Origin of the sequence: Methylorubrum sp. B1-46, assembly GCF_021117295.1 — a bacterium.
In the GTDB taxonomy this organism is placed as follows: Bacteria; Pseudomonadota; Alphaproteobacteria; order Rhizobiales; family Beijerinckiaceae; genus Methylobacterium.
This window is the reverse complement of the sequence record NZ_CP088247.1, coordinates 4667526-4687232: the sequence shown is the minus strand read 5'-3', so window position 1 is coordinate 4687232 and position 19707 is coordinate 4667526. Positions and strand designations below refer to the sequence as shown.

Sequence of the window (19707 nt, the reverse complement as noted above, 5' to 3'; positions counted from 1 at the left end):
CAAAGGCGTCCGGATCGGCCCTGGCCGGCGGGTCAAGGCGGTCTAGTTCCGGCCTTCGATCCCGAACAGCAGGAAGCCCGCCGCCATGGCCGACACCTCGGAGCGCCCCTACGTCCTGTGCCACATGACGACCTCGGTCGACGGGCGCATCAAGGTCCGGCGCTGGACCACCATCGACGCGGATTCGCAATACGAGGCGGTCCACAAGCGGCTGAAGGGCGATGCCTGGATGTGCGGGCGCATCACCATGCAGGGCTATGCCGACAGCGCGAAGCCGCTCGCCTCGGCGCCGACAGAGGAGCCCGTTTCCCGTCAGGATCACGTCGCCCGCACCGACGCCGCCGGCTACGCAGTGGCGCTCGATGCCCGCGGCGCGATGGATTGGGGTGCACGCAACGACATCGAGGGTGATCACGTCATCGTGCTGACCACGGGGCAGGTCTCCGACGACCGCCTTCGCTGCCTGAAGGCGGGGGGCCAATCCTACATCATCGCCGGCGAGCGCGAGGTCGATTTCGCCCTGGCTTTGGCCAAGCTCAAGCGCCTGTTCGGCATCGAGCGGCTGCTGGTCGAGGGCGGCGGACGCATCAACGGCTCGATGCTGAAGGCCGGGCTCGTGGACGAACTCAGCCTGCTGCTGGCGCCCGCCGTCGACGGCGTGATCGGCACGCCGGCCCTGTTCGACTTCGAGGGCGGGGAGGGTGATTCCATGGGCTCGCGGCGCCGCCTCACCCGCACCGCCTGCGAGCCGTTCGACGACGGCACCGTCTGGCTGCGCTACCGGATCGAGGTGGTCGGCTGATCCCGGTGCGGCTGGGCGGCGAGGAAGGCGTCGTAGGCGCCTGTCACCGCCGCTTGGTCCTCGAAATGCGGGAAGGCGCCGGTGGGCAGCCGCCGGATCGTCCAGTTCGGGCGGCCCGCCACCTCGCCGACATAGCGATAATCGACGAAGTCACCCCGTGATCCGTGCACCATGAACACGGGCAGGCGCAGGGCCTCGTAGACCCGCGTGGTGTCGTCGGGAAACAGGTAGCCGGAGAGGAACGAGAACGGCGCGTGCTCGGCGCCCGGCTGATGGGCCGAGATCTGGTCGTAGGCGAGCAGGCCCTCGTCGATCTCACGGCTGCCCCAGGTCTTTTCGAGGAAGAAGCGCATGCTCGGCCGGCTGACCAGCGCGTCGAAGAGCGGGCGGCCCCAGAGCGGAAAGGCGGCGAGCCCGCGCGCCAGCGGCTTGCCGCGGTTGGTGTCTTCGGGTCCGTATCCCGACAGCCGGGCGTCGAAGCCGGTCGGGCTGATGAGGCCGAGGGTCGCGAACAGGTCCGGCCGCTCCAGAGCGGCGCGGGCGAGATAGGCGCAGGGCAACGAGAGCGCGATCGCGTCGAGGCCGGCGCCGCCGTGGCGGTCGGCGATCTCGGCCGCCGCGTCGAGGATCGCGTCAGTCATCAGCCGGGGTGTGTAGATCCGGTCCGCCCGCTCGGAATGGCCGAAGCCCGGCAGTTCGAGCGCGTAGACCGGGCGGTGCCCCCGGTAATGCTCGTAGAGCGGCTTGACCTCGTAGGCGTTGGCCGCCGCGTTGATCGAGTGGAGCAAGAGAAGCGGCCGCCCGCCCTGGGCATCCGCGGCGTAGAGGTTCACCCGGCCGGAGCGCGTGCGCAGGGTGCTTCGCCGCCCCGGCAGGGCCGGGGGCAGGGGGCCGGCCCGGTTCAGCCCGAGATGGCTCCAGGCGATCCAGGCGCCGGCCGCGGCGAGCGGCAGCAGGGCGAGGGCGCCAGCCCTGCCGCTGCGACGGGTCACGGGATGGCTCGGGCCGCGCATGATTCCTCCGTTCGGGATTCGCGACGGACAACGCGGGGCGGGGCCCTGCGTTGCCGATCGCCCATGACTCGCCTGCCACCCACGGTTCACGCCGCGGCGGCTTCCCGTTAAGCCTGTATCGAAGCGAAGGGGGGAAGGAACTGAATGCAGGATCGCAAGCCCGAGCGCCGTGTCCTCGCGATAGCCGCCGTCCTGACGGGCCTCGGGATGGCGGCGCTGCCGACCACGGGGATGGCGGTGCTGATGCCGTGGGTGATGCAGCAGGGGGCCTATCCGGTCGCCACGGCCGGTGTGATCCAGACGGCGCATACCTACGGCCTGATCCTGGCCGCACTGCCGATGGCGGCGCTCGCCGCGCGGCTGGGGCCGCGCCGCGGCTTCCTCGCCGCGCTCCTCGCGCTCGCCGTCCTCGTCCCCGCCGCTTCCCTGCCGCTCGACCTCGTGCCGCTGCTGGCCCTACGCCTCGCGCAAGGGGCGGGCTCCGCGCTTCTCCTCTGCGCGGGCTGGAGCCTGCTGCGCCGCCTCTTCGGCGAGGCGCGCCTCGGGCTCGGCCTCGGCAGCGCGGAACTCGCCGCCCTGCCGGCGTTGCTGCTGGTTCAGATGGGGGCCGGGTTTGCGCTCTCTTTCCTGGGCAGCCTCGGCATCCTCGTCCCCACCCTGATCCTGGCTCTACCGAGCCTGATCCTCGGTCTGGTCGCCCTGCCGAAGGACGACGCGCCACGGCCGCGCTTCGACGGGCTTGGCGCCGTCCTGTCGGTGCTCTGTCTCGGGCTGCTCCTGGCCGCCGTGCCGCTCGCGGTGATCCGGCCGGTCGCAGCGCTGCTCGTGCTCAATCTTGGCCTGATGCTGTCGGCGCTCTGGATCTGGCAGCAATGGCGGCGGCCGGCACCGCTGCTGCCGCTCGATCTTCTCGCGCGCCCGCAGACCGGATGGCTGCTCGCCGCGGCGTTCGCGGGCAACGTCGCGCTCACCGCGGCGGATACGGGCCTGCTCGCCCGGCTCAGCGGCTTCGCCGGCCTGTCGCAGGAGGGCATCGGCTTCGTGTTCCTGGGGCTCGCTGCCCTCACCGCCGGGGCGGGCTTCCTCGCCGGCCGGTCCGGCGCACCGCCGCTGGCCCGGATCGGGATGGGGCTGACCGCGGCCGGTCTCGCCGCCCTTGCCGTGGGCCTCCCAGGCGGCGGGACGATAGACGCGTGGCCGATTCCGGTCGCCGGACTCGTCGCCTTCGGCCTCGGCCGCGGGCTGTTCATCGTCGCCAACGCGCTGGCCCTGCTGCGAGCCGCGCCACCCGAGCGCAATGCCGCGGCGACCGGGCTGTTCGTCCTCGCGGGCGGGATCGGGACGCTCCTCGGCCCGCTTTATCTGACGCAGCTCCCGGCCCTGGTCCTTCCGCCCGGCGCAATCTCCACCGAGCTCTGGCTCGGGCTTGCGGCGGGGGCGGCCGGGATCGCGGCCCTGCTCAGCCGGTCGGGCGCAAAGACCGAACCGCATGGCGGGCGCCTCGCGCGTGAACCCGTCTGAGAGACGCTTCCCCACGCCGTTTCCGGCACTCTGGACGCACCTCTCATGCTGAGGTGCTCGCGGCGGGCGAGCCTCGAAGCACGCCGCGACATTTCTCCCGGCAGCCCGATGCCGTGGGATCGACCGTTCCGGGGTGCTTCGAGGCCGAGCTTTGGCTCGACACCTCAGCATGAGGAGTGGTGGCCTTGCCTAGAGCATCATCCTGGATATCGGATCCAGGACGATGCTCTAGATCATTGTTTTTGCATCGTCTTTTCCCGAAAGCCGACGGCCACCTTTCGGGACGATGCTCTGGAAGCCTTGGCCGCGCACGCTGCGAGCGGCTGACACGGGTGTGGCGCGGAGTTCAGGCCGCCGCCTCGATCTCGCCGCTCACCTCCAGCCACTCCTCCTCGGCCCTGGCCAAAGCCTCGGCCGCCTCGGCGCGCATGCGGGCCAGTTCCCCGGCTTTGGCCGCGTCCTTGAGGAAGGCGGTGCCGTCAGCGAGCGCCGCATCGATCTTCTCGATCGCGCCCGAGAGCTTGGCCATGCGCGCCTCGATCGCCTCGAGGCGCTTTTTGAGGGGCGCGAGCGCCGCGCGGCGCTCCACCGCCGAGCGCCGCGCCTCGGCCTTCTGGCCGCCGGTGCCTTCGCCCCCGCTGTCCGTCCGTTCGGGACCGGCCAGCACGAGGCGGCGGTAATCGTCCATGTCGCCGTCGAAGGTCTTCACCGAGCCGTTGCCGACGATCCAGAGCCGGTCGGCGCAGGCCTCGATCAGGAAGCGATCGTGGGAGACGAGGATCACCGCCCCCTCGTAATCGTTGATCGCCTCGACCAGGGCCTGCCGGCTCTCGATATCGAGGTGGTTGGTCGGCTCGTCGAGAATGAGGAGATGCGGCCCGTCGAAGGCGGCGAGCCCCATCAGCAACCGCGCCTTCTCGCCGCCCGAGAGCTGCGAGACCGGCGTATCCGCCTTCGAGGCGGGGAAGCCGAGGCGCGCGGCGGCCGAGCGCACTTTCGCTTCCGGCGCGTCGGGCATCCGATCGCGCACATGCGCCACCGCGCTCTCGGACGGCCGCAGCTCGTCGAGTTGGTGCTGGGCGAAATAGGCGACCTCCATCTTGGAGGAGCGCTTCAGCTCGCCGGCGAGCGGGGGAAGCCGGCCACCGATCAGCTTACAGAAGGTCGACTTGCCGTTGCCGTTAGCGCCCAGCAGCGCCACCCGGTCGTCGGGGGCGAGGCTGAGATTGAGCCCCGAGAGCACGACCCGCTCGCCGTAGCCGGCCTGCACCCGCTCCATGGCGACGATCGGCGGCGAGAGCGGCTTTTCCGGGCTCGGCAGATGGATCACCGGCGCCTCGTCCTCAAGGAGCGCGGCGATCGGCTCCATCTTGGCGAGCCGCTTCATCCGCGATTGGGCCTGGCGCGCCTTGGTCGCCTTGGCCTTGAAGCGGTCGATGAAGCTCTGGAGATGGGCCCGCTCGGCGTCCTGCTTGGCTTTCGCTTTGGCCTGCAGCACCCGCTTCTCGGAGAGCTGGCGCGAGAAGCTGGTGAAGCCGCCGCGATAGATCGTCAGCTTGCCGCGGTCGAGGTGGAGGATGTGGTCCACGCTCGTGTCGAGCAGTTCCCGGTCGTGGCTGATGATGATCGCCGTGCGCGGGTATTTCTCGAGGTAGTCGTAGAGCCAGAGCGTGCCCTCGATGTCGAGGTAGTTGGTCGGCTCGTCGAGAAGCAGCAGGTCGGGCTCGGAGAACAGGATCGCGGCGAGCGCCACCCGCATCCGCCAGCCGCCGGAGAAGTCCGAGCAGGGCCGCGCCTGGGCCGCCGCGTCGAAGCCCAGCCCGTGCAGGATCGCCGCCGCGCGGGCCGGGGCCGAATGCGCGCCGATATCGACGAGCCGCGTCTCGATCTCGGCCCGGCGCAGGCCGTCGGCGTCTTCCGCCTCCCGCATCAGCCGGGCCCGTTCGAGGTCGGCGGCGAGCACCACCTCGTGCAGGGCCTCGGGGCCGGCCGGCGCCTCCTGCGCCACCGCGCCGATGCGCATGCCCTTCGGGATCGAGACCGCGCCGGCATCGGTCGGCAAGTCGCCGAGGATCGCCCGGAACAGGGTGGTCTTGCCCGCCCCGTTGCGGCCGACCAGCCCGACGCGGGCGCGGTCGGGGATCGCGAAGGTGGCCGAATCGAGGATGACCCGCTCGCCGATGCGGTAGGTGAGATCGTTGACGCGCAGCATGGGCGGCGTTCTGGGGGCGGGCGGGCCTCAGCGCAAGAGTGTCCGCCGCCCACGGCCCATTCCGGCGAAGGGGCCGCCGGTTCGGCGAGAGCAGGCGCGTCGCGCTGTGGCGGCTCGGCCATGCGCCGATGGCCCCGCCATCCTCATCGAGGCCGTCCGGTCGGAGGCGGATCAGCCCCCTCCGCAGCGCCCCGCGCGAACGTTTTGCCAGCTTGAGCGTTCGGCTCGCACGAACGACAACAAAAGACGCGGAGGAACCATGGCCAAGCCCGATTCTGGGAAGCCGGACTTCAAGGCGCCGCGCCCGCCGGAGCTGCTCTCGCCCTGGCGCACGGACAGGCGCGCCGCCCTTCAGGCGGAGGCAAGGGCGTTTGCCCGCGACGTGATCCTGCCCATCGCCGATGAACTGGACCCGCAGAAAGGCGAGATGCCCCGCTCGCTCATCGACGCGATGGCGGGGAAGGGCTGGTTCGGCATCACCATTCCTGCCGAGTACGGCGGGATGGGGCTCGGCGTGTTCGAGTACTGCCTCGTCTCCGAGGAACTCGCCCGCGCCTGGCTCTCGACCGGCTCGATCCTGGCCCGCGGCCAGGGTCTCGGCACGCAGACCCTCGACGAGGAGCGCCGCCGGGCCCTGCTCGCCAAATCCGCCAAGGGCCGATGGATCGGCTCGATCGCGCTGTCCGAACCCACGGCCGGCTCGGATCTCGCCGGGGTGCAGACCCGCGCCGTGCGCGAGGGCGACGAATGGGTGCTCACGGGCACCAAGCGCTGGGCCGGCTTCGCGCAAGGGGCCGACTTCATCGAGGTGCTGGCCCGCGTGCGCGATCCCGAACCCGGCGAGCCGCGCTCGGCCGGGCTTGAGCCCTTCCTCGTCGTCAAGGAGCCCGGCACCTTCCCGCCGGGGGTGACGGGCACGGTCATCGACAAGATCGGCTACCACGGCTTCCTCACCTTCGAGCTGAGCCTCGACGGCGTTCGGGTGCCCGAGCGCGACCGGCTCACCGGCCTCTACGGCGACGAGGGGGCGGACGCCGATTCCGGCGGCTTCGCCTCGGTGCAACGCGGCCTCAACATCGCCCGCGTCCACACCGCGGCGCGGGCCGTCGGCGTGGCGCGGGCTGCGGTCGAAGATTGCACCGCCTACCTGCAAGAGCGCGAGCAGTTCGGCCAGCCGATCGGCCAGTTCCAGGCCCTGCGCTTCGCGCTCGCCGACATCGCGGCCGAGGTGGCCCAGGCCCGCGCCTACTGGCAGCAGGTCGCCCACCTCCTCGACGAGGGCCTGCCCGCCGAGAGCGAGTCGGCGGCGGTGAAGCTGCTCGCCACCGAGATGGCGGTTCGGGTGACGAACCAAGCGATGCAGCTCCACGGCGGCAACGGCTACACCACCGAGCGGCGAATCGAGCGCTACTGGCGCGATGCCCGCCTCACCACGATTTTCGAGGGCACCAGCGAGATCCAGCGCCGCATCATCAGCGACCGGATGCTGCCGCGGGGATGAGGTCAGAGGTGAGGATACCGGCGACCGCTCGCTATCGGGCGGTTCTTGGACCTCCTATATTTCGCCCGTCATGTCCGCCGCCCCCGATTTCCGCGATCCGCCGCGTGCCGCAGTCCGCCGCCTCGACCCGATCCTAGTCGACCGCATCGCCGCGGGCGAGGTGGTCGAGCGGCCGGCCTCCGCGGTCAAGGAGCTGGTCGAGAACGCGATCGATGCCGGTGCGCGCAGCATCGAGGTGGCGATCGAGGGCGGCGGGCGCCGCCTGATCCGCGTCATCGATGACGGGATCGGCATGGGGGCCGACGACTTGGCGCTCGCGGTCGAGCGCCATGCCACCTCGAAGCTGCCCGACGGCGATCTCACCCGGATCGGCTCGCTCGGCTTTCGCGGCGAGGCCCTGCCCTCGATCGGCGCGGTCTCGCGGCTCACCCTCACGTCGCGCACCGCCGAGGGGGAGGGGGTGAGCCTGACGATCGATTCCGGCACCAAGGGCCCGGTGCGCCCGGCGCCCGCGACCCGCGGCACCCGGATCGAAGTCACCGAACTCTTCGCCGCGACCCCGGCCCGGCTGAAATTCCTCAAATCCGACCGGGCCGAGACCGCCGCCGTCGCCGAGATCCTGCGCCGGCTCGCGGTGGCGCAGCCGCAGATCCGCTTCACGCTCCGCACCGAGAGCGGCAACCCGCTGGTGTTCCCCGCCGAGAGCGAGCCGGGTCCGGCGGCGCTGCTGCGCCGGCTCGGCGCGGTGCTGGGGCCGGACTTTCCCGGCAATTCCGTGCCCGTCGACATGGCCCGCGAGGGGTTCGCGCTCGCCGGCCATGTCGGCCTGCCGACCTTCCACCGCGGGGCGGCCAACCACATCCACTTCGTCGTCAACGGGCGCCCGGTCCGTGACCGGCTGCTGCTCGGCGCCGTGCGCGGGGCCTATGCCGACACGATGAGTTCCGACCGGCATCCGGTGCTGGCGCTCGCGCTCACCTGCGATCCCGCCCTCGTCGACGTGAACGTGCATCCGGCCAAGACCGAGCTGCGCTTCCGCGAGCCGGGGCTGGTGCGGGCGCTGATCGTCAGCGCGATCCACGAGGCACTGCGCCGGGCCGGCGCCCGCTCGTCCAGCACGGGCACCCATGCGGCTCTGGACGCGCTTCGCGCCGGCGGGAGCGCTCCGCCGATGGCGGCGGGCCGGTTCGCCGTGCATTCGGGCGCCTCTGCCGCGAGCTCCCTGAGCCCGCGCCCGGCCAGCCGCCTGTTCTCCGGCCCCTCGGTGGCCGCGCCCGCGGGCTACCGAGCGGCGCCGCGTCCGGATTTCGACGCGGGGCGAACGGGTTTCGCCGAGACGCCGCAGGCGCTGTTCGCCGCCGACCTCGCCCCGCCGGGCGCCGACCTGCGGCCCGAGCCGGAAGCGGCCCCGGAAGTCGAGGCCCATCCCGACGCGCATCCGCTAGGCGCCGCCCGCGCGCAGATCCACGAGACCTACATCCTCGCTCAGACCCGCGACGGCATCGTGCTGGTCGATCAGCACGCCGCCCACGAGCGGCTCGTCTACGAGCGGCTGAAGCGCGAGCGGGCCGGCGGCGGCGTGCTCGCCCAGGGGCTGCTGATCCCCGACGTGGTCGAGATGGCGCCCGAGGAGGCCGACCGCCTCGTCGAGGCCGCCCCCGATCTGGAACGGCTGGGTCTCACCCTGGAAGCGTTCGGCCCTGGGGCGGTGCTGGTACGCGCCGTGCCCTCGGCGCTCGCGGGCGGCTCGGTGAAGGGGCTCGTGCTCGACGTGCTCGACGCACTCGAAGCCAGCGGCGTCGAGGAGGGCGGCCCGGCCGGCGCGGGCGATCCCGACCCGGTGAGCCGGCGCCTCGACGCGATCCTGTCGCGAATGAGCTGCCACGGCTCGATCCGCGCCGGCCGCCGCCTCAAGCCCGAGGAGATGAACGCGCTCCTGCGCGAGATGGAGGCGACGCCGCTCTCCGGCTCGTGCAACCACGGCCGCCCGACCTTCGTCACGCTCGGGCTCGCCGATATCGAGCGGCTGTTCGGCCGCCGGTAAGGCTCAGGCGGGGCGCCACCGCGCATCAGGCCGGGATGCCGACCGCCAGGGCCGCACCGCTCGGCGGCGTCCGCGGACGCGGCATGGCCGCCGCCGGGCAGGGGGGCGGATCGTCGTCGTCGTTCCGGCGGCGGCGAAGGAATCGGTGCAGGTTCGACGATCGCCGCGCCCGCCGGGGCAGGGCCCGGCCGCCCGGCGAGACCGCCTTTGCCGGGGAACGCTCCGGGTCGAGGGTGCCGAGCGCGGCGAGGACGGCATCGACCGGCACCGGCTCGGCCCGGCAACCGGCGAGGCATCGCAGCGCGGGCGCGTTCTCCAGGGCGCAGGCATCGGAGGCCCAGGAGGCCAGGATCGCCCGCTTGTCCGCACGGGACAGGAGCGGGTGGGCCAGCACCTCGCGCGGATGGCGGAACACGTCGCCGGGGGCGACGAGCGCCTGCCACGCGTCGAACGAGGCAGCCGGCGTTCCAGCCGAGTTCATGCCAGCCGAGTTCATGCCAGCCGGGTTCATGGGGCCGGAATGGTGCGAAAACGTCTCGATCATCGTCACGGGTCATCTCCCTGAAGGCACGGAGTGGCGTGCGAAAAGGAAGCGATCCCCGGAAAGCGCAGGCTCCCGGGGAGGCCGGCTCGTGCTGTGGTTCGCGCGTCGGGTCAGGCGGCCTTGGAGCGATCCGCGACCTGCGCCGCCGTCTCATTCGGCGCGTTGTCCTGCCCGACGGCGGTCTGCGCGCCGCCGATGGCGATCCGGCGGGGCTTGAGCGCCTCCGGCACCTCACGCTTCAGCTCGACCGTCAGCAGGCCGTTCTCCAGGCTGGCGCCCGTGACCCTGACGTGCTGGGCGAGGTTGAAGCTCTGGCGGAACGTGCGCCCGGCGATGCCGCGATGCAGGAATTCCCGCTCACGCTCCTGGCCCTTCTTCTGGCCCAGGACGAGGAGCGTGGTGTCGTGCTGGGTCAGCTCGATCTCGTCCTGCGCGAAGCCGGCCACCGCCATGGTGATGCGGTAGGCGTCCTCGGTCAGCTTCTCGATGTCGTAGGGCGGCCACGCGGCCGAGGTCTCGGCCTGGTCGAGCCCGGAGAACAGCCGGTCGAAGCCGACGGTGGAGCGGTAGAGGGGAGCGAAGTCGAAGGTTCTCATGACCACATCCTCCTTGGAGCAACGTGATGACGAGGGCCGCCGGACACCCTATCCGGCGCCCAACCCGCGAGCCCGTCAGGGCCTCGCACGCGCGTAACGCGCTGGCTTGGGCCGGGTTCCGGGCTTCTGACATCTTTTCGCGGATCTCGATACGAGAGCGCTCGGTTGCCGTCCCGGCCCGAGGCGGGAGGTCGTTGCCCTGACCGGATGCCGTCATGACGGGCGGGACCGCCTCACCGGCTCTCTGCCGCCACGCCCCGCAGCAGCGGCACGAAGGAGACCGGGCCGAAATCGGTGCTCTCGAACCGGTCCGGCCCGCGCCGGGTCAGCCGCAGCAGCGTCTGGCCGCCGGGCGGGCCGACCGGGATGACGAGGCGGCCCGCCTGTTTGAGCTGGGATTTGAGCGCCTCCGGGATCGCGGGGCCCGCCGCGGAGACGAGGATCGCGTCGAAGGGCGCGGCTTCCGGCCAGCCCGCCCCGCCATCGCCGACGCGCAGGCGCACACAGGCGAAACCGAGGGCGGCAAGACGGGCGCGCGTCGTCTCGGCCAGAGCCGCCTGGCGCTCGACGGCGTAGACCTGCGCCCCCATCCGCGACAGCACGGCGGCCGTGTAGCCGCAACCGGCCCCGACCTCGAGCACCCGCTCGCCGGGGCGCAGCGCCAGCGCCTCGATCATCAGGGCGGCGATGTAGGGCTGGGAGATCGTCTGCCCCGCACCGATCGGCAGCGGCCCGTCGCTGTAGGCCTCTGCCGCGCCATCGGGCGGCACGAAGGCCTCGCGCGCCACATTTCCCATCGCGTCGAGGACGGCGGCATCGCGGATGCCGCGGGCGATCAACTGCGTCTCGACCATCCGGGCGCGGGCCTCGTCCGGCACCGCCTCACTCCGTGCCGGCGCCGACCGTCCGGTCGTCGGACGAATCGTCGGCGGGAGGCAGGGTCGGCGGCGGCAGACGGCCGGGGCTCGGCGGCGTCGGCAGGCCGGCATCCTCGTCGGCCGGCGGAAGCGGGGCGGGTTTGGTCTCGGGCATCGATCCATCGCAAGCTGCGGCGGTGCCGGGCGCGCCGCCTTCCCGGAATCAACGCCGAGAGGACGGCCCGGTGGCATACCGGATCCGGTTCCCGATCCGGGCCGCTCCCTGCATCCCGAGGAGAACCCTGCGCATGACCGCTTGCCCCAACCTGTTCGCCGGCCTGCCGGCGCAGGCGGATGAAGAGATCTTCGAGACGCTGCTCGCGCGGCCCGGCCTGCGGGTCGAGCGCATCCTCTCGGCCGGTCAAGCGAGCCCGCCGGGCTTCTGGTACGATCAGGACGGGGACGAATGGGTGGCGGTGCTTCAGGGCAGCGCCGACCTCCGCTTCGCTGACGAGCCCGCGCCGCGGCGTCTCACGGCGGGCGACCACCTGCTGATCCCGGCCCACCGCCGGCACCGCGTCGAGCGCACGGCCAATCCGACGATCTGGCTCGCGGTCCACTGCGCGCCGCGCTAGATCCTTGTTGTGGCGCGCATTCTTGCGAGGAACCGCATTCTTGCGACGACCCGGTTGCCACTTCGTCGGAATGCGCTCTAACGCGTTGCCTCATGATCGCGTGTCGCATCGAGCCGAAGGGACAGATCGAGCCGGAGGGGGAGGGCGTCTGGCGCTCCACCGGGTCCGATCCGCAATTCCGGCTGACCCATCCCCGCGGCGGGCGGCTGTTTCCGTTCCGGCTCACGGGAGGATGGGTGCGTATCCGCGCCGACCTCGAAGGGTTGGGCGCGACGAAGCCGGTGCCGCTCCTCTACGTCGATGACGGCTCGGGTTTTCGCGAGGAGGAGGCCGTCCGCCTGGAAATGCGGGACGGCGGCATCGACGACCTCGTGCACCTGCCGCGCCGGGTGCGGGGCCTGCGCCTCGATCCGCTCGCTGCGAGCGGCCGGTTCCGTCTCGCGCGGGCCACGCTGGAGCCTCTGCCGGGTCCCGCCGCCGCGCTCGCCGTCGCCCGCCGGCTCGTGGCGCGGCTGCCGGAGGAGGAGAGGGGGCCCGGCGCCCTTCTCGGCCGCCTCGCCCGCCTCGCCCGGAGCCGCCGGCCCGCCGCCCTGTGGCGGGCGTTCTGGAACAGCGCCCGGCCGCGCCCGGCGGCGGCCTCCTACGCCGCCTGGATCGCGCAGGTCGAGCGCCCGGCCCTGCCCACGCCGGAGGCGATGCGGGCGGCGATCGCGGGTTTTCGCCGGCGCCCGCGCATCTCCATCGTCATGCCGGTCTACAACACGCCCCGGCCCTATCTGGAGGCGGCGCTCGCCAGCATCCGGGCGCAGGCCTATCCCGATTGGGAGCTGTGCCTCTGCGACGATGCCTCCACCGCCCCGCATATTGCGCCGATGCTCGACGCGCTGGCGGCGGAGGAGCCGCGGGTGCGCCTGCACCGGCGGACCAAGAACGGTCGCATCGTCGGGGCGAGCAACGACGCCCTGGCGCTCGCCACCGGCGACTGGATCACCCTGATCGACCACGACGACGTGATCCCGCCGCACGCGCTCTTCGCCCTCGTCGAGGCCCTGAACGCCGATCCGCAGATCGATTTCCTCTACTCGGACGAGGACAAGATCACGGTGGACGGCGAGCGCTACGAGCCGTTCTTCAAGCCGGACTGGTCGCCCGAGACGCTGGAGGCCTGCATGTACACGGCCCATCTGGCGCTCTACCGGCGGGACATCGTGGACCGCATCGGTGCCTTCCGGGCCGAATGCGAGGGCGCGCAGGATTACGACTTCGTGCTGCGCTACACCGAGCACGCGACCCGCGTGCATCATGTGCCGCAGGTGCTCTATCACTGGCGGGCCATCCCCGGCTCGACCGCCCAGGCCATGGACAACAAGGGCTACGTGGTCGCCGCCGCCGTTCGGGCGCTGGAGGATCGGGCGCGGCGCACCGGTGGGCTCGATGTCGTGCGCCCCACGGCGTTTGCGGGCAGCTTCCACCTGCGCCGGCCGCTGCGGGAGCGTCCCCTCGTCTCGATCGTGATCCCGACGGCCGGGCGCGACAGCGAGGTTCGCGGCCGCACCGTCGATCTCCTGGCCGCCTGCCTCGCCAGCATCCGCGAGCGCAGCCGCTACGAGGCGATCGAGATCGTCGCGGTCGACAACGGCGATCTGCGCCCGGCGACGAAGGCCGCACTGGAGCGGTTCGGAGCCCGCTCCGTCACCTGGGACCAGCCGGATTTCAACGTCGCCGCCAAGATGAATCTCGGGGCGCGGGCGGCAACCGGCGAGGTCCTGATCTTCCTCAACGACGACATCGAGATCATAAGCCCCGACTGGATCGAGGCGATGCTGGCGCTGCTGCAGATTCCCGGCGTCGGCGCGGTCGGTCCCAAGCTGCTGTTCGAGACCGGCGAGTTGCAGCATGTCGGCGTCACCGTCATCGACGCGACCCCCGACCATCCCCGCCGCTCCTATCCGCGGGAAGATCCCGGCCACTTCTTCTCGACCGCGGGCAACCGCAACTACCTCGCGGTGACGGGCGCCTGCGTGATGGTGCGGCGGGCCGATTTCGAGGCGATCCGGGGCTTCGACGAGGAGTTTGCCGTCAACTACAACGACGTCGATCTCTGCCTGCGCCTGCGCGAGCGGGGCCTGCGCAGCGTCTACTGCGCGGAGGTCGAGCTCTATCATTACGAGAGCCGCAACCGGGCCCGGACCGTGGCAGAGGACGAGCAGGCCCGCTTTCGTGCCCGCTGGGCGGAGAAGATCCCGTACGACCCCTATTACAGCGAGTGGTTCGAGGCGCTGCCGCCGACCTTCGAGCTCGATCCGGCGCGGTTCTGAGTGCCGGTGCCGGCTAGCTTCCCCCCTCTCCCCGCACGCGGGGAAAGGGGCCTCGGCATCGGTCCGCCGACAAAAACAGGGGCTTACCTTCTCCTCACCGCGTGTTGATCATCTCCTTGATGCGCGCGGCCAGCACCTCCATCACGAAGGGCTTGGTGATGACCTGCATGCCGGGCTCGAGGTGGCCATTGCCCACCGCCGCGTTCTCGGCGTAGCCGGTGATGAACAACACCTTCAGGTCCGGCCGCAGCACGCGGCCCGCATCCGCCACCTGCCGCCCGTTCATGCCGCCGGGGAGCCCGACATCGGTCACGAGCAGATCGATGCGCACGTCCGATTGCAGCACCTTGAGGCCGGAGGGGCCGTCGGCCGCCTCGATCGCGGTGTAGCCGAGATCCTCCAGCACCTCGGTCACCAGCATCCGCACCGTCGGCTCGTCGTCGACGATCAGCACCGTCTCGCCCTGCTCGGCGCGGGGCGCGGCAGCCAGATCCGGAGCCGCGTCCGGTTCCTCCGCCGCCCCGTAATGGCGCGGCAGGTAGAGGCACATGGTCGTGCCCTGGCCGACCTCCGAGTAGATCCGCACCTGCCCGCCCGACTGGCGCACGAAGCCGTAGATCATCGAAAGGCCGAGCCCCGTGCCCTGGCCGATCGGCTTGGTGGTGAAGAACGGGTCGAACGCCTTGGCGATCACGTCCGGGCTCATGCCGGTGCCGGTATCGGTCACGCAGAGCGACAGGTACTGGCCGGGATCGAGATCGCGCTCGCGGGCGCCGCGGTCGTCGAGCCACTTGTTGGCGGTCTCGATGGTGATGCGACCGCCGTCCGGCATGGCGTCGCGGGCGTTGATGCAGAGGTTCAGCAGCGCGTTCTCGAGCTGGCTCGGATCGACCAGAACCGACCACAGCCCGCCCGCGGCCACCACTTCGAGGGTGACCGAGGGACCGATGGTCCGGCGCAGCAACTCCTCCATCCCCATCACCAGCCGGTTCACGTCGGTGGGCTTGGGGTCGAGGGTCTGGCGGCGTGAGAAGGCGAGGAGGCGGTGCGTCAGGGCCGCCGCGCGCTTGGCGGCGCCCTGCGCGGCGTTGACGTAGCGGTCGATCTCGGTGATCCGCCCCTGCGCCAGGCGGGTCTGGAGCAGTTCGAGCGAGCCGGTGATGCCGGTGAGCAGATTGTTGAAGTCGTGGGCGAGGCCGCCGGTGAGCTGGCCCACCGCCTCCATCTTCTGGCTCTGGCGCAGGGCCTCCTCGGTGCGCATCAGTTCGGCGGTGCGCGCCGCGACCTGCTGCTCCAGGCTGGCGTTGAAGGCCTCGAGCTGCGCCTTGGCCCGCAGCTCCGCCTCGATGTTGCGCGCCTCGATCACGGTACCGATCGGCGTGCCGTGCTCGTCGCGGATCGGGCTCGCGGTGAAGGCGACGGGGTAGAACGAGCCGTCGCGGTGGACGAAGACCTCCTGGCCCTGCTCCTGGTTGTTCTCGGGGAAGGCCTGATCGATCGGGCATTCGTGGAGCGGGTAGGGGCTCCCGTCCGGCCGGGTATGGTGGACGACGTCGTGGAGCGCTTGTCCCCGCGTCTCGTCCAGGGTGTAGCCGGTCAGCCGCTCCGCGGCGCGGTTCATGTAGGCGCAGTGCTGGCGCTCATCCATCATGAAGATGGCCTGCGTCGCGTTGTCGAGCACCGCGTCGAGGCGGCGGGTGGTCTCGACGAGACGCTCCTCGGTGATTTTGCGCGCGGTGATGTCGATGGCGCTGCCGACGCCGCGCAGGCAATACCCCTCCGCGTCGAACACGCCGCGCCCCTTGGCCGCGATCCAGCGGACAGCGCCGTCGCTGCGGCTGACCGTGCGGAACTCCTCGTCGTAGAGGGCGCGGGTCGCGGGATCGAGCGCGGCGGCGAAGGCGGCGGTGACCCGCGCCCGGTCGTCGGGGTGGAGGCCGTCGGCGAAATCGTCGAGGGTCACGTCCATGTCGGGCGGCAGCCCGAACATCGCCTTGATCCGCGGCGGCCAGAACAGGGTGCCCGCCCGCGGATCGAAGTCCCACAGGCCGATCTCGCCGCTCTCGACGGCGAGCCGCAGGCGCTCCTCGCTCTCGGCGAGCGCCAGCTCGGCGGCCCTGCGTTCCTCGATATCGACCACGGAGCCGATATAGCCGAGGAAGCTCCCGTCGGCGGCGAAGCGCGGGCTCGCCGTGTCGATCGCCCAGCGATAGGCGCCGTCGCGGCGGCGCAGGCGGTATTCGAGGCTGAACCCCTCGTGCTGGGCGTTCGCCCGCAGGAAAGTCTCGCCCGACCAGCCGCGGTCGTCCGGGTGCACGGCCTCGAGCCAGCCGAGGCCGAGCGCTTGCGTCTCGGTCTGGCCGGTGAACTCGTACCAGCGCCGGTTGAGGTACTGGCAGGCGCCGTCCGGGTCGGTGACCCACATCATCACCGGCGCGTCGTCGGCCATGGTGCGGAAGCGCGCCTCGCTCTCGGCCAACGCCGCGTTGCCGGTGATCCGCTCGGTCACGTCCGAACCATCGACGAACACGCCAGTGATCGTCCCGCTCGCGTCCCGCATCGGCTGGTAGACGAAATCGAGGAAGCGTCGCTCGGGCACGCCGCCGGGCTGGCGCAGGAGCGTCACCGGTGCTCCGTGCGCCGTGTGGCTGCGGCCGCTGGCGAACACTTCGTCCAGCAGTTCGAAGAAGCCTTGGCCCTCGACCTCCGGCAGGGCGACGCGCACCGGCTTGCCGAGAACGTCGCGGTGGGCGATGAGCCCGCGATAGGCGGCGTTGGCGAAGGCGAAGACGTGGTCCGGCCCGTCGAGCACCGCGACGAAGCTCGGCGATTGCTCGAACAGTTGCGCGAAGCGCTCGCGCTCGGCCTGCATCTGCCGGCCGGCCCGCACCGCGGCAGTGGTCTCGGAGCAGGCGCAGAACATGCCCGCCACGCTGCCGTCCTCGACCCGCACCGGCGTGTAGCCGAAGGCGAAATGCGTCTCCTCCGGATAGCCGTTGCGGTGCATCGTGAAGGTGATGTCCTCCATATGCGTGGCCTCACCCGCATAGGCCCGCGACAGGATCGGCTCCACTTCGTCCCAGATGTCGTGCCAGACCTCGTCGAAGGGGCGGCCCAGCGCGTGCGGGTGGCGGGCGCCGCACATCGGCGCGTAGCCGTCATTGTAGAGCGTGACATGGGCCTCGCCCCAGACGATCAGCATCGGCTGCTGCGAGCCGAGCATGACACCGACCAGGGTCGTGAGCGCGGTCGGCCACACGTCCGGCGGCCCCAGCGGGGTCTTCGCCCAATCGATCCCGCGCATCAGCGCACCGGTCTCGCCGCCGCCGGCGAGAAAGTAGGGCATGGCGCTCACGCCGCCGCCTTCCGGAACAGCAGCGGCTCGCCGGGACGCGGAAGGGGCCGAAGGACGAGCGAGCGGGGAAGATTCGGACAAGAGGGCCAGCGCGGAGACGAGAGGGAAGCGGGCGAGGGGGCGGGCAAGGAGGCAGACAAGAGGACGGACAAGGGCGAAGCGAGACCGTGTGTTCGAGAGCATTCAACGCGGTACCCGGCCCGCCGTGCCATCGCCGGGGGCAGGAAGGCGCGTCGAAAGCGTTCCCGGCGCCTGCCATGGCGCTAACGGGTGGCCATGCCAAGGCATTTGATCGACACCGTCGATCACGTCGGCCGGTCGGAGGGATTTGAGGCTGTCGGCGCCTTGCACGAGCGCACCCACCGCGCCAGCATCCGGTCACCGCGGCGCGGGATCGACGCCGCATGCCGTAAAGCCCGCCTCGCGAACGGATTTCCGGCCGGCGTCTAGTAACGCGGCCTGTCGCCTGGGAGAGCCCTTTTCGTGGATGCGCTGCCTTCCTTCTACGACGACCTCGACGGCTTCCGCGCCGAGGGCTGGCGCCGCCTCGCCGAGGGCGTGACGAACCGGTACAGCCCGTTCCATACGCCGTCTCTCGCGACCGTCGATGCGGCGGGCCGGCCGCGGCTGCGCACGGTGGTGCTGCGTGCGGCGGACGCCGGGGCGGGAGCCTTGCGCTTCCACTGCGACCGGCGCTCTGACAAGGCGCGGGAGATCGCCGAGAACGGCCTCGCCGCCCTCCACGTCTACGATGGGAGGGCCAAGCTCCAGCTCCGCGTCGAGGGGCGGGCGCGCCTGCACCAGGACGACGCGGTGGCCGACGCCGCCTGGGGCGCTGCTCTGACGATGAGCCGGATCTGCTACGGGGTCGAACCCGGCCCCGGCACCGCGCTCACGGCGGGCGACGCCTACACCATGCCCGACGAGGACCCGGAAGCCCGCATCGGCCGCGAGAACTTTTGCGCGGTGGTGCTAAGCGCTGAACGGATGGATCTGCTCTACCTCGACCGGCGCGGGCACCGGCGGGCAGTTTTTCGCCGCGGAACCGAGACTTGGACGGGAACGTGGGTGGCGCCTTAGGCCGCCCCCATCCGCGCGAACCCGGCCTCCAGATCCGCCTTCAGATCCTCCGGATCCTCCAGCCCGATATGGAAGCGCAGCGCCGGCCCGCCCGGCTGCCAGCGTGTGGCGGTGCGGTAGACGGTCGGGTCGAAGGGAATGACGAGGCTCTCGAAGCCACCCCAGGAAAAGCCCATCCCGAACAGTTCGAGCCCGTCGAGGAAGGCGGCCAGGGCATCTTCCGAGACCGGCTTGAGGATCACCCCGAACAGGCCCGAGGCGCCTGAGAAGTCCCGTTTCCAGATCGCGTGGCCGGGATCGTCGGGCAGGCCCGGATGCAGCACCCGCAGCACCTCGGGGCGGGCCTGGAACCACTGCGCCATGGCAAGGCCGCGGGCGCCGTGCTCGCGCAGGCGCAGGCCCATGGTGCGCAGGCCGCGCAGACCCAGAAAGATGTCCTCGGGACCGGGGCAGCTGGCGAAGTGCTCGTAGGTGCGCTTGAGCGCGGGATAGTGCTCGGCATTGGCCGAGACGAGGCCGAGCAGCAGGTCGGAGCCGCCGCTGAGATACTTGGTGCCGGCCTCCACAGCCAGATCGACGCCGCGCTCATGCGGCGGGAACAGCAGCGGCGTCGCCCAGGTGTTGTCCATCACCACCGTACCGCCGCGGGCGTGCATGGCCGCGGCGATGGCCGGCACGTCCTGCATCTCGAAGGTCTGCGAGCCCGGCGCCTCCACGAGCACCGCCCGCGTGGTGTCGCGCATCAGCCCGGCGATCCCGGCCCCGATCACCGGATCATAGTACTCGACCTCGACGCCGTAGCGCGTCAGCACGCCGTCGCAAAAAATGCGGGTCGGGCGGTAGGCGGAATCGGTGACGAGGAGGTGATCGCCTGCGCTGACGCAACTCATCAGCGCCAGGGTCAGAGCCGAGAGGCCCGAGGGCGCCAGCACCGTGCCGGCCGCGCCCGCGATCTCGCTCCAGGCCTCGCACAGCGCGTCCATCGTCGGCGTGCCCGACGTGCCGTAATTGTAGCGCCCGCGCCGGTGCTTGATGTCGTCGTAGGTCGGGTAGAGGACCGTCGAGCCACGGTAGATCGGCGTGTTGACGAAGCCGTGCTGGGCGCCGGGGTCACGCCCGGCCAGCACGAGGCGGGTATCGGCGCCGAAGCGGCCGCGATCGCGGGGAGGGGTCTTGGACATCGGCCTCGGAGGACGTGAGCAGGCGTTGCGGCCCTTTCAGCCCTCCGG

At 71.4% G+C, this 19707-nt stretch carries 15 protein-coding genes; 7 read left to right on the top strand and 8 right to left on the bottom strand.

The window, feature by feature from the left end:
- Window positions 1–85 precede the first annotated feature (85 nt).
- Entirely contained in the window at window positions 86–802 is a 717-nt protein-coding gene (locus LPC10_RS21795) for a dihydrofolate reductase family protein (protein ID WP_231344339.1), read from the top strand.
- Here the strand turns inward: LPC10_RS21795 and LPC10_RS21790 are convergent.
- Window positions 778–1815, bottom strand: coding sequence for an alpha/beta fold hydrolase (locus tag LPC10_RS21790; protein WP_231344337.1), 1038 nt, complete (start codon window positions 1813–1815; stop codon window positions 778–780). The genes LPC10_RS21795 and LPC10_RS21790 overlap by 25 nt on opposite strands.
- 144 nt (window positions 1816–1959) lie before the next feature.
- Here LPC10_RS21790 and LPC10_RS21785 point away from each other — a divergent pair, with 144 nt between their 5' ends.
- Entirely contained in the window at window positions 1960–3336 is a 1377-nt protein-coding gene (locus tag LPC10_RS21785; protein ID WP_231344336.1) for an MFS transporter, read from the top strand.
- Between the two features lie 346 nt (window positions 3337–3682).
- Here the strand turns inward: LPC10_RS21785 and LPC10_RS21780 are convergent, their stop codons facing one another.
- Window positions 3683–5548, bottom strand: coding sequence for an ABC-F family ATP-binding cassette domain-containing protein (locus LPC10_RS21780; RefSeq protein ID WP_231344335.1), 1866 nt, complete (start codon window positions 5546–5548; stop codon window positions 3683–3685).
- A gap of 259 nt (window positions 5549–5807) precedes the next feature.
- Between LPC10_RS21780 and LPC10_RS21775 the strand changes: the two genes are divergently transcribed.
- Together LPC10_RS21775 and mutL are read left to right on the top strand one after the other, a co-directional pair.
- Window positions 5808–7049: an acyl-CoA dehydrogenase family protein gene (locus LPC10_RS21775; RefSeq protein WP_231344333.1), complete on the top strand. Its 1242-nt coding sequence runs from the start codon at window positions 5808–5810 to the stop codon at window positions 7047–7049.
- Between the two features lie 70 nt (window positions 7050–7119).
- A complete protein-coding gene (gene mutL, locus LPC10_RS21770) occupies window positions 7120–9093 on the top strand; it encodes a DNA mismatch repair endonuclease MutL (protein ID WP_231344332.1) in 1974 nt (657 codons plus the stop codon).
- A gap of 25 nt (window positions 9094–9118) precedes the next feature.
- Here mutL and LPC10_RS21765 read toward each other — a convergent pair whose 3' ends face one another.
- The 4 genes from LPC10_RS21765 to LPC10_RS21750 form a co-directional block, all read right to left on the bottom strand.
- A complete protein-coding gene (locus LPC10_RS21765; RefSeq protein ID WP_231344331.1) occupies window positions 9119–9643 on the bottom strand; it encodes a hypothetical protein in 525 nt (174 codons plus the stop codon).
- A gap of 104 nt (window positions 9644–9747) precedes the next feature.
- Window positions 9748–10233 (bottom strand): Hsp20 family protein, encoded by a 486-nt coding sequence (locus tag LPC10_RS21760; protein ID WP_231344330.1) that lies wholly within the window; start codon window positions 10231–10233, stop codon window positions 9748–9750.
- A 233-nt stretch (window positions 10234–10466) separates the two neighbouring features.
- Window positions 10467–11087 (bottom strand): protein-L-isoaspartate(D-aspartate) O-methyltransferase, encoded by a 621-nt coding sequence (locus LPC10_RS21755; protein ID WP_370644740.1) that lies wholly within the window; start codon window positions 11085–11087, stop codon window positions 10467–10469.
- A gap of 28 nt (window positions 11088–11115) precedes the next feature.
- Window positions 11116–11265, bottom strand: coding sequence for a hypothetical protein (locus LPC10_RS21750; RefSeq protein ID WP_231344328.1), 150 nt, complete (start codon window positions 11263–11265; stop codon window positions 11116–11118).
- A gap of 133 nt (window positions 11266–11398) precedes the next feature.
- On the opposite strand from LPC10_RS21750, the gene LPC10_RS21745 reads away from it, so the two are divergent.
- The gene (locus tag LPC10_RS21745; protein ID WP_231344327.1) at window positions 11399–11725 is read left to right on the top strand and encodes a cupin domain-containing protein; all 327 of its coding nucleotides are present in this window, start codon (window positions 11399–11401) and stop codon (window positions 11723–11725) included.
- A 92-nt stretch (window positions 11726–11817) separates the two neighbouring features.
- Window positions 11818–14043, top strand: a complete 2226-nt coding sequence (locus LPC10_RS21740; protein ID WP_231344326.1) for a glycosyltransferase — start codon at window positions 11818–11820, stop codon at window positions 14041–14043.
- 94 nt (window positions 14044–14137) lie between these two features.
- On the opposite strand, the gene LPC10_RS21735 is transcribed toward LPC10_RS21740, so the two are convergent.
- Window positions 14138–17389, bottom strand: a complete 3252-nt coding sequence (locus tag LPC10_RS21735) for a PAS domain S-box protein (RefSeq protein ID WP_370644739.1) — start codon at window positions 17387–17389, stop codon at window positions 14138–14140.
- 492 nt (window positions 17390–17881) lie between these two features.
- Here LPC10_RS21735 and LPC10_RS21730 point away from each other — a divergent pair, with 492 nt between their 5' ends.
- Window positions 17882–18478, top strand: a complete 597-nt coding sequence (locus tag LPC10_RS21730; RefSeq protein ID WP_231344324.1) for a pyridoxamine 5'-phosphate oxidase family protein — start codon at window positions 17882–17884, stop codon at window positions 18476–18478.
- On the opposite strand, the gene metC is transcribed toward LPC10_RS21730, so the two are convergent.
- The gene (gene metC / locus LPC10_RS21725; protein WP_231344323.1) at window positions 18475–19659 is read right to left on the bottom strand and encodes a cystathionine beta-lyase; all 1185 of its coding nucleotides are present in this window, start codon (window positions 19657–19659) and stop codon (window positions 18475–18477) included. The genes LPC10_RS21730 and metC overlap by 4 nt on opposite strands.
- Between the last annotated feature and the right edge of the window lie 48 nt (window positions 19660–19707).

Bases quoted from the DNA above. Each gene is read 5' to 3' on its own strand.
- LPC10_RS21795 (WP_231344339.1), top strand. From the start codon at position 86: ATGGCCGACACCTCGGAGCGCCCCTACGTCCTGTGCCACATGACGACC.
- LPC10_RS21790 (WP_231344337.1), bottom strand. From the start codon at position 1,815: ATGCGCGGCCCGAGCCATCCCGTGACCCGTCGCAGCGGCAGGGCTGGC.
- LPC10_RS21785 (WP_231344336.1), top strand. From the start codon at position 1,960: ATGCAGGATCGCAAGCCCGAGCGCCGTGTCCTCGCGATAGCCGCCGTC.
- LPC10_RS21780 (WP_231344335.1), bottom strand. From the start codon at position 5,548: ATGCTGCGCGTCAACGATCTCACCTACCGCATCGGCGAGCGGGTCATC.
- LPC10_RS21775 (WP_231344333.1), top strand. From the start codon at position 5,808: ATGGCCAAGCCCGATTCTGGGAAGCCGGACTTCAAGGCGCCGCGCCCG.
- mutL (WP_231344332.1), top strand. From the start codon at position 7,120: ATGTCCGCCGCCCCCGATTTCCGCGATCCGCCGCGTGCCGCAGTCCGC.
- LPC10_RS21760 (WP_231344330.1), bottom strand. From the start codon at position 10,233: ATGAGAACCTTCGACTTCGCTCCCCTCTACCGCTCCACCGTCGGCTTC.
- LPC10_RS21755 (WP_370644740.1), bottom strand. From the start codon at position 11,087: ATGGTCGAGACGCAGTTGATCGCCCGCGGCATCCGCGATGCCGCCGTC.
- LPC10_RS21750 (WP_231344328.1), bottom strand. From the start codon at position 11,265: ATGCCCGAGACCAAACCCGCCCCGCTTCCGCCGGCCGACGAGGATGCC.
- LPC10_RS21745 (WP_231344327.1), top strand. From the start codon at position 11,399: ATGACCGCTTGCCCCAACCTGTTCGCCGGCCTGCCGGCGCAGGCGGAT.
- LPC10_RS21740 (WP_231344326.1), top strand. From the start codon at position 11,818: ATGATCGCGTGTCGCATCGAGCCGAAGGGACAGATCGAGCCGGAGGGG.
- LPC10_RS21735 (WP_370644739.1), bottom strand. From the start codon at position 17,389: ATGCCCTACTTTCTCGCCGGCGGCGGCGAGACCGGTGCGCTGATGCGC.
- metC (WP_231344323.1), bottom strand. From the start codon at position 19,659: ATGTCCAAGACCCCTCCCCGCGATCGCGGCCGCTTCGGCGCCGATACC.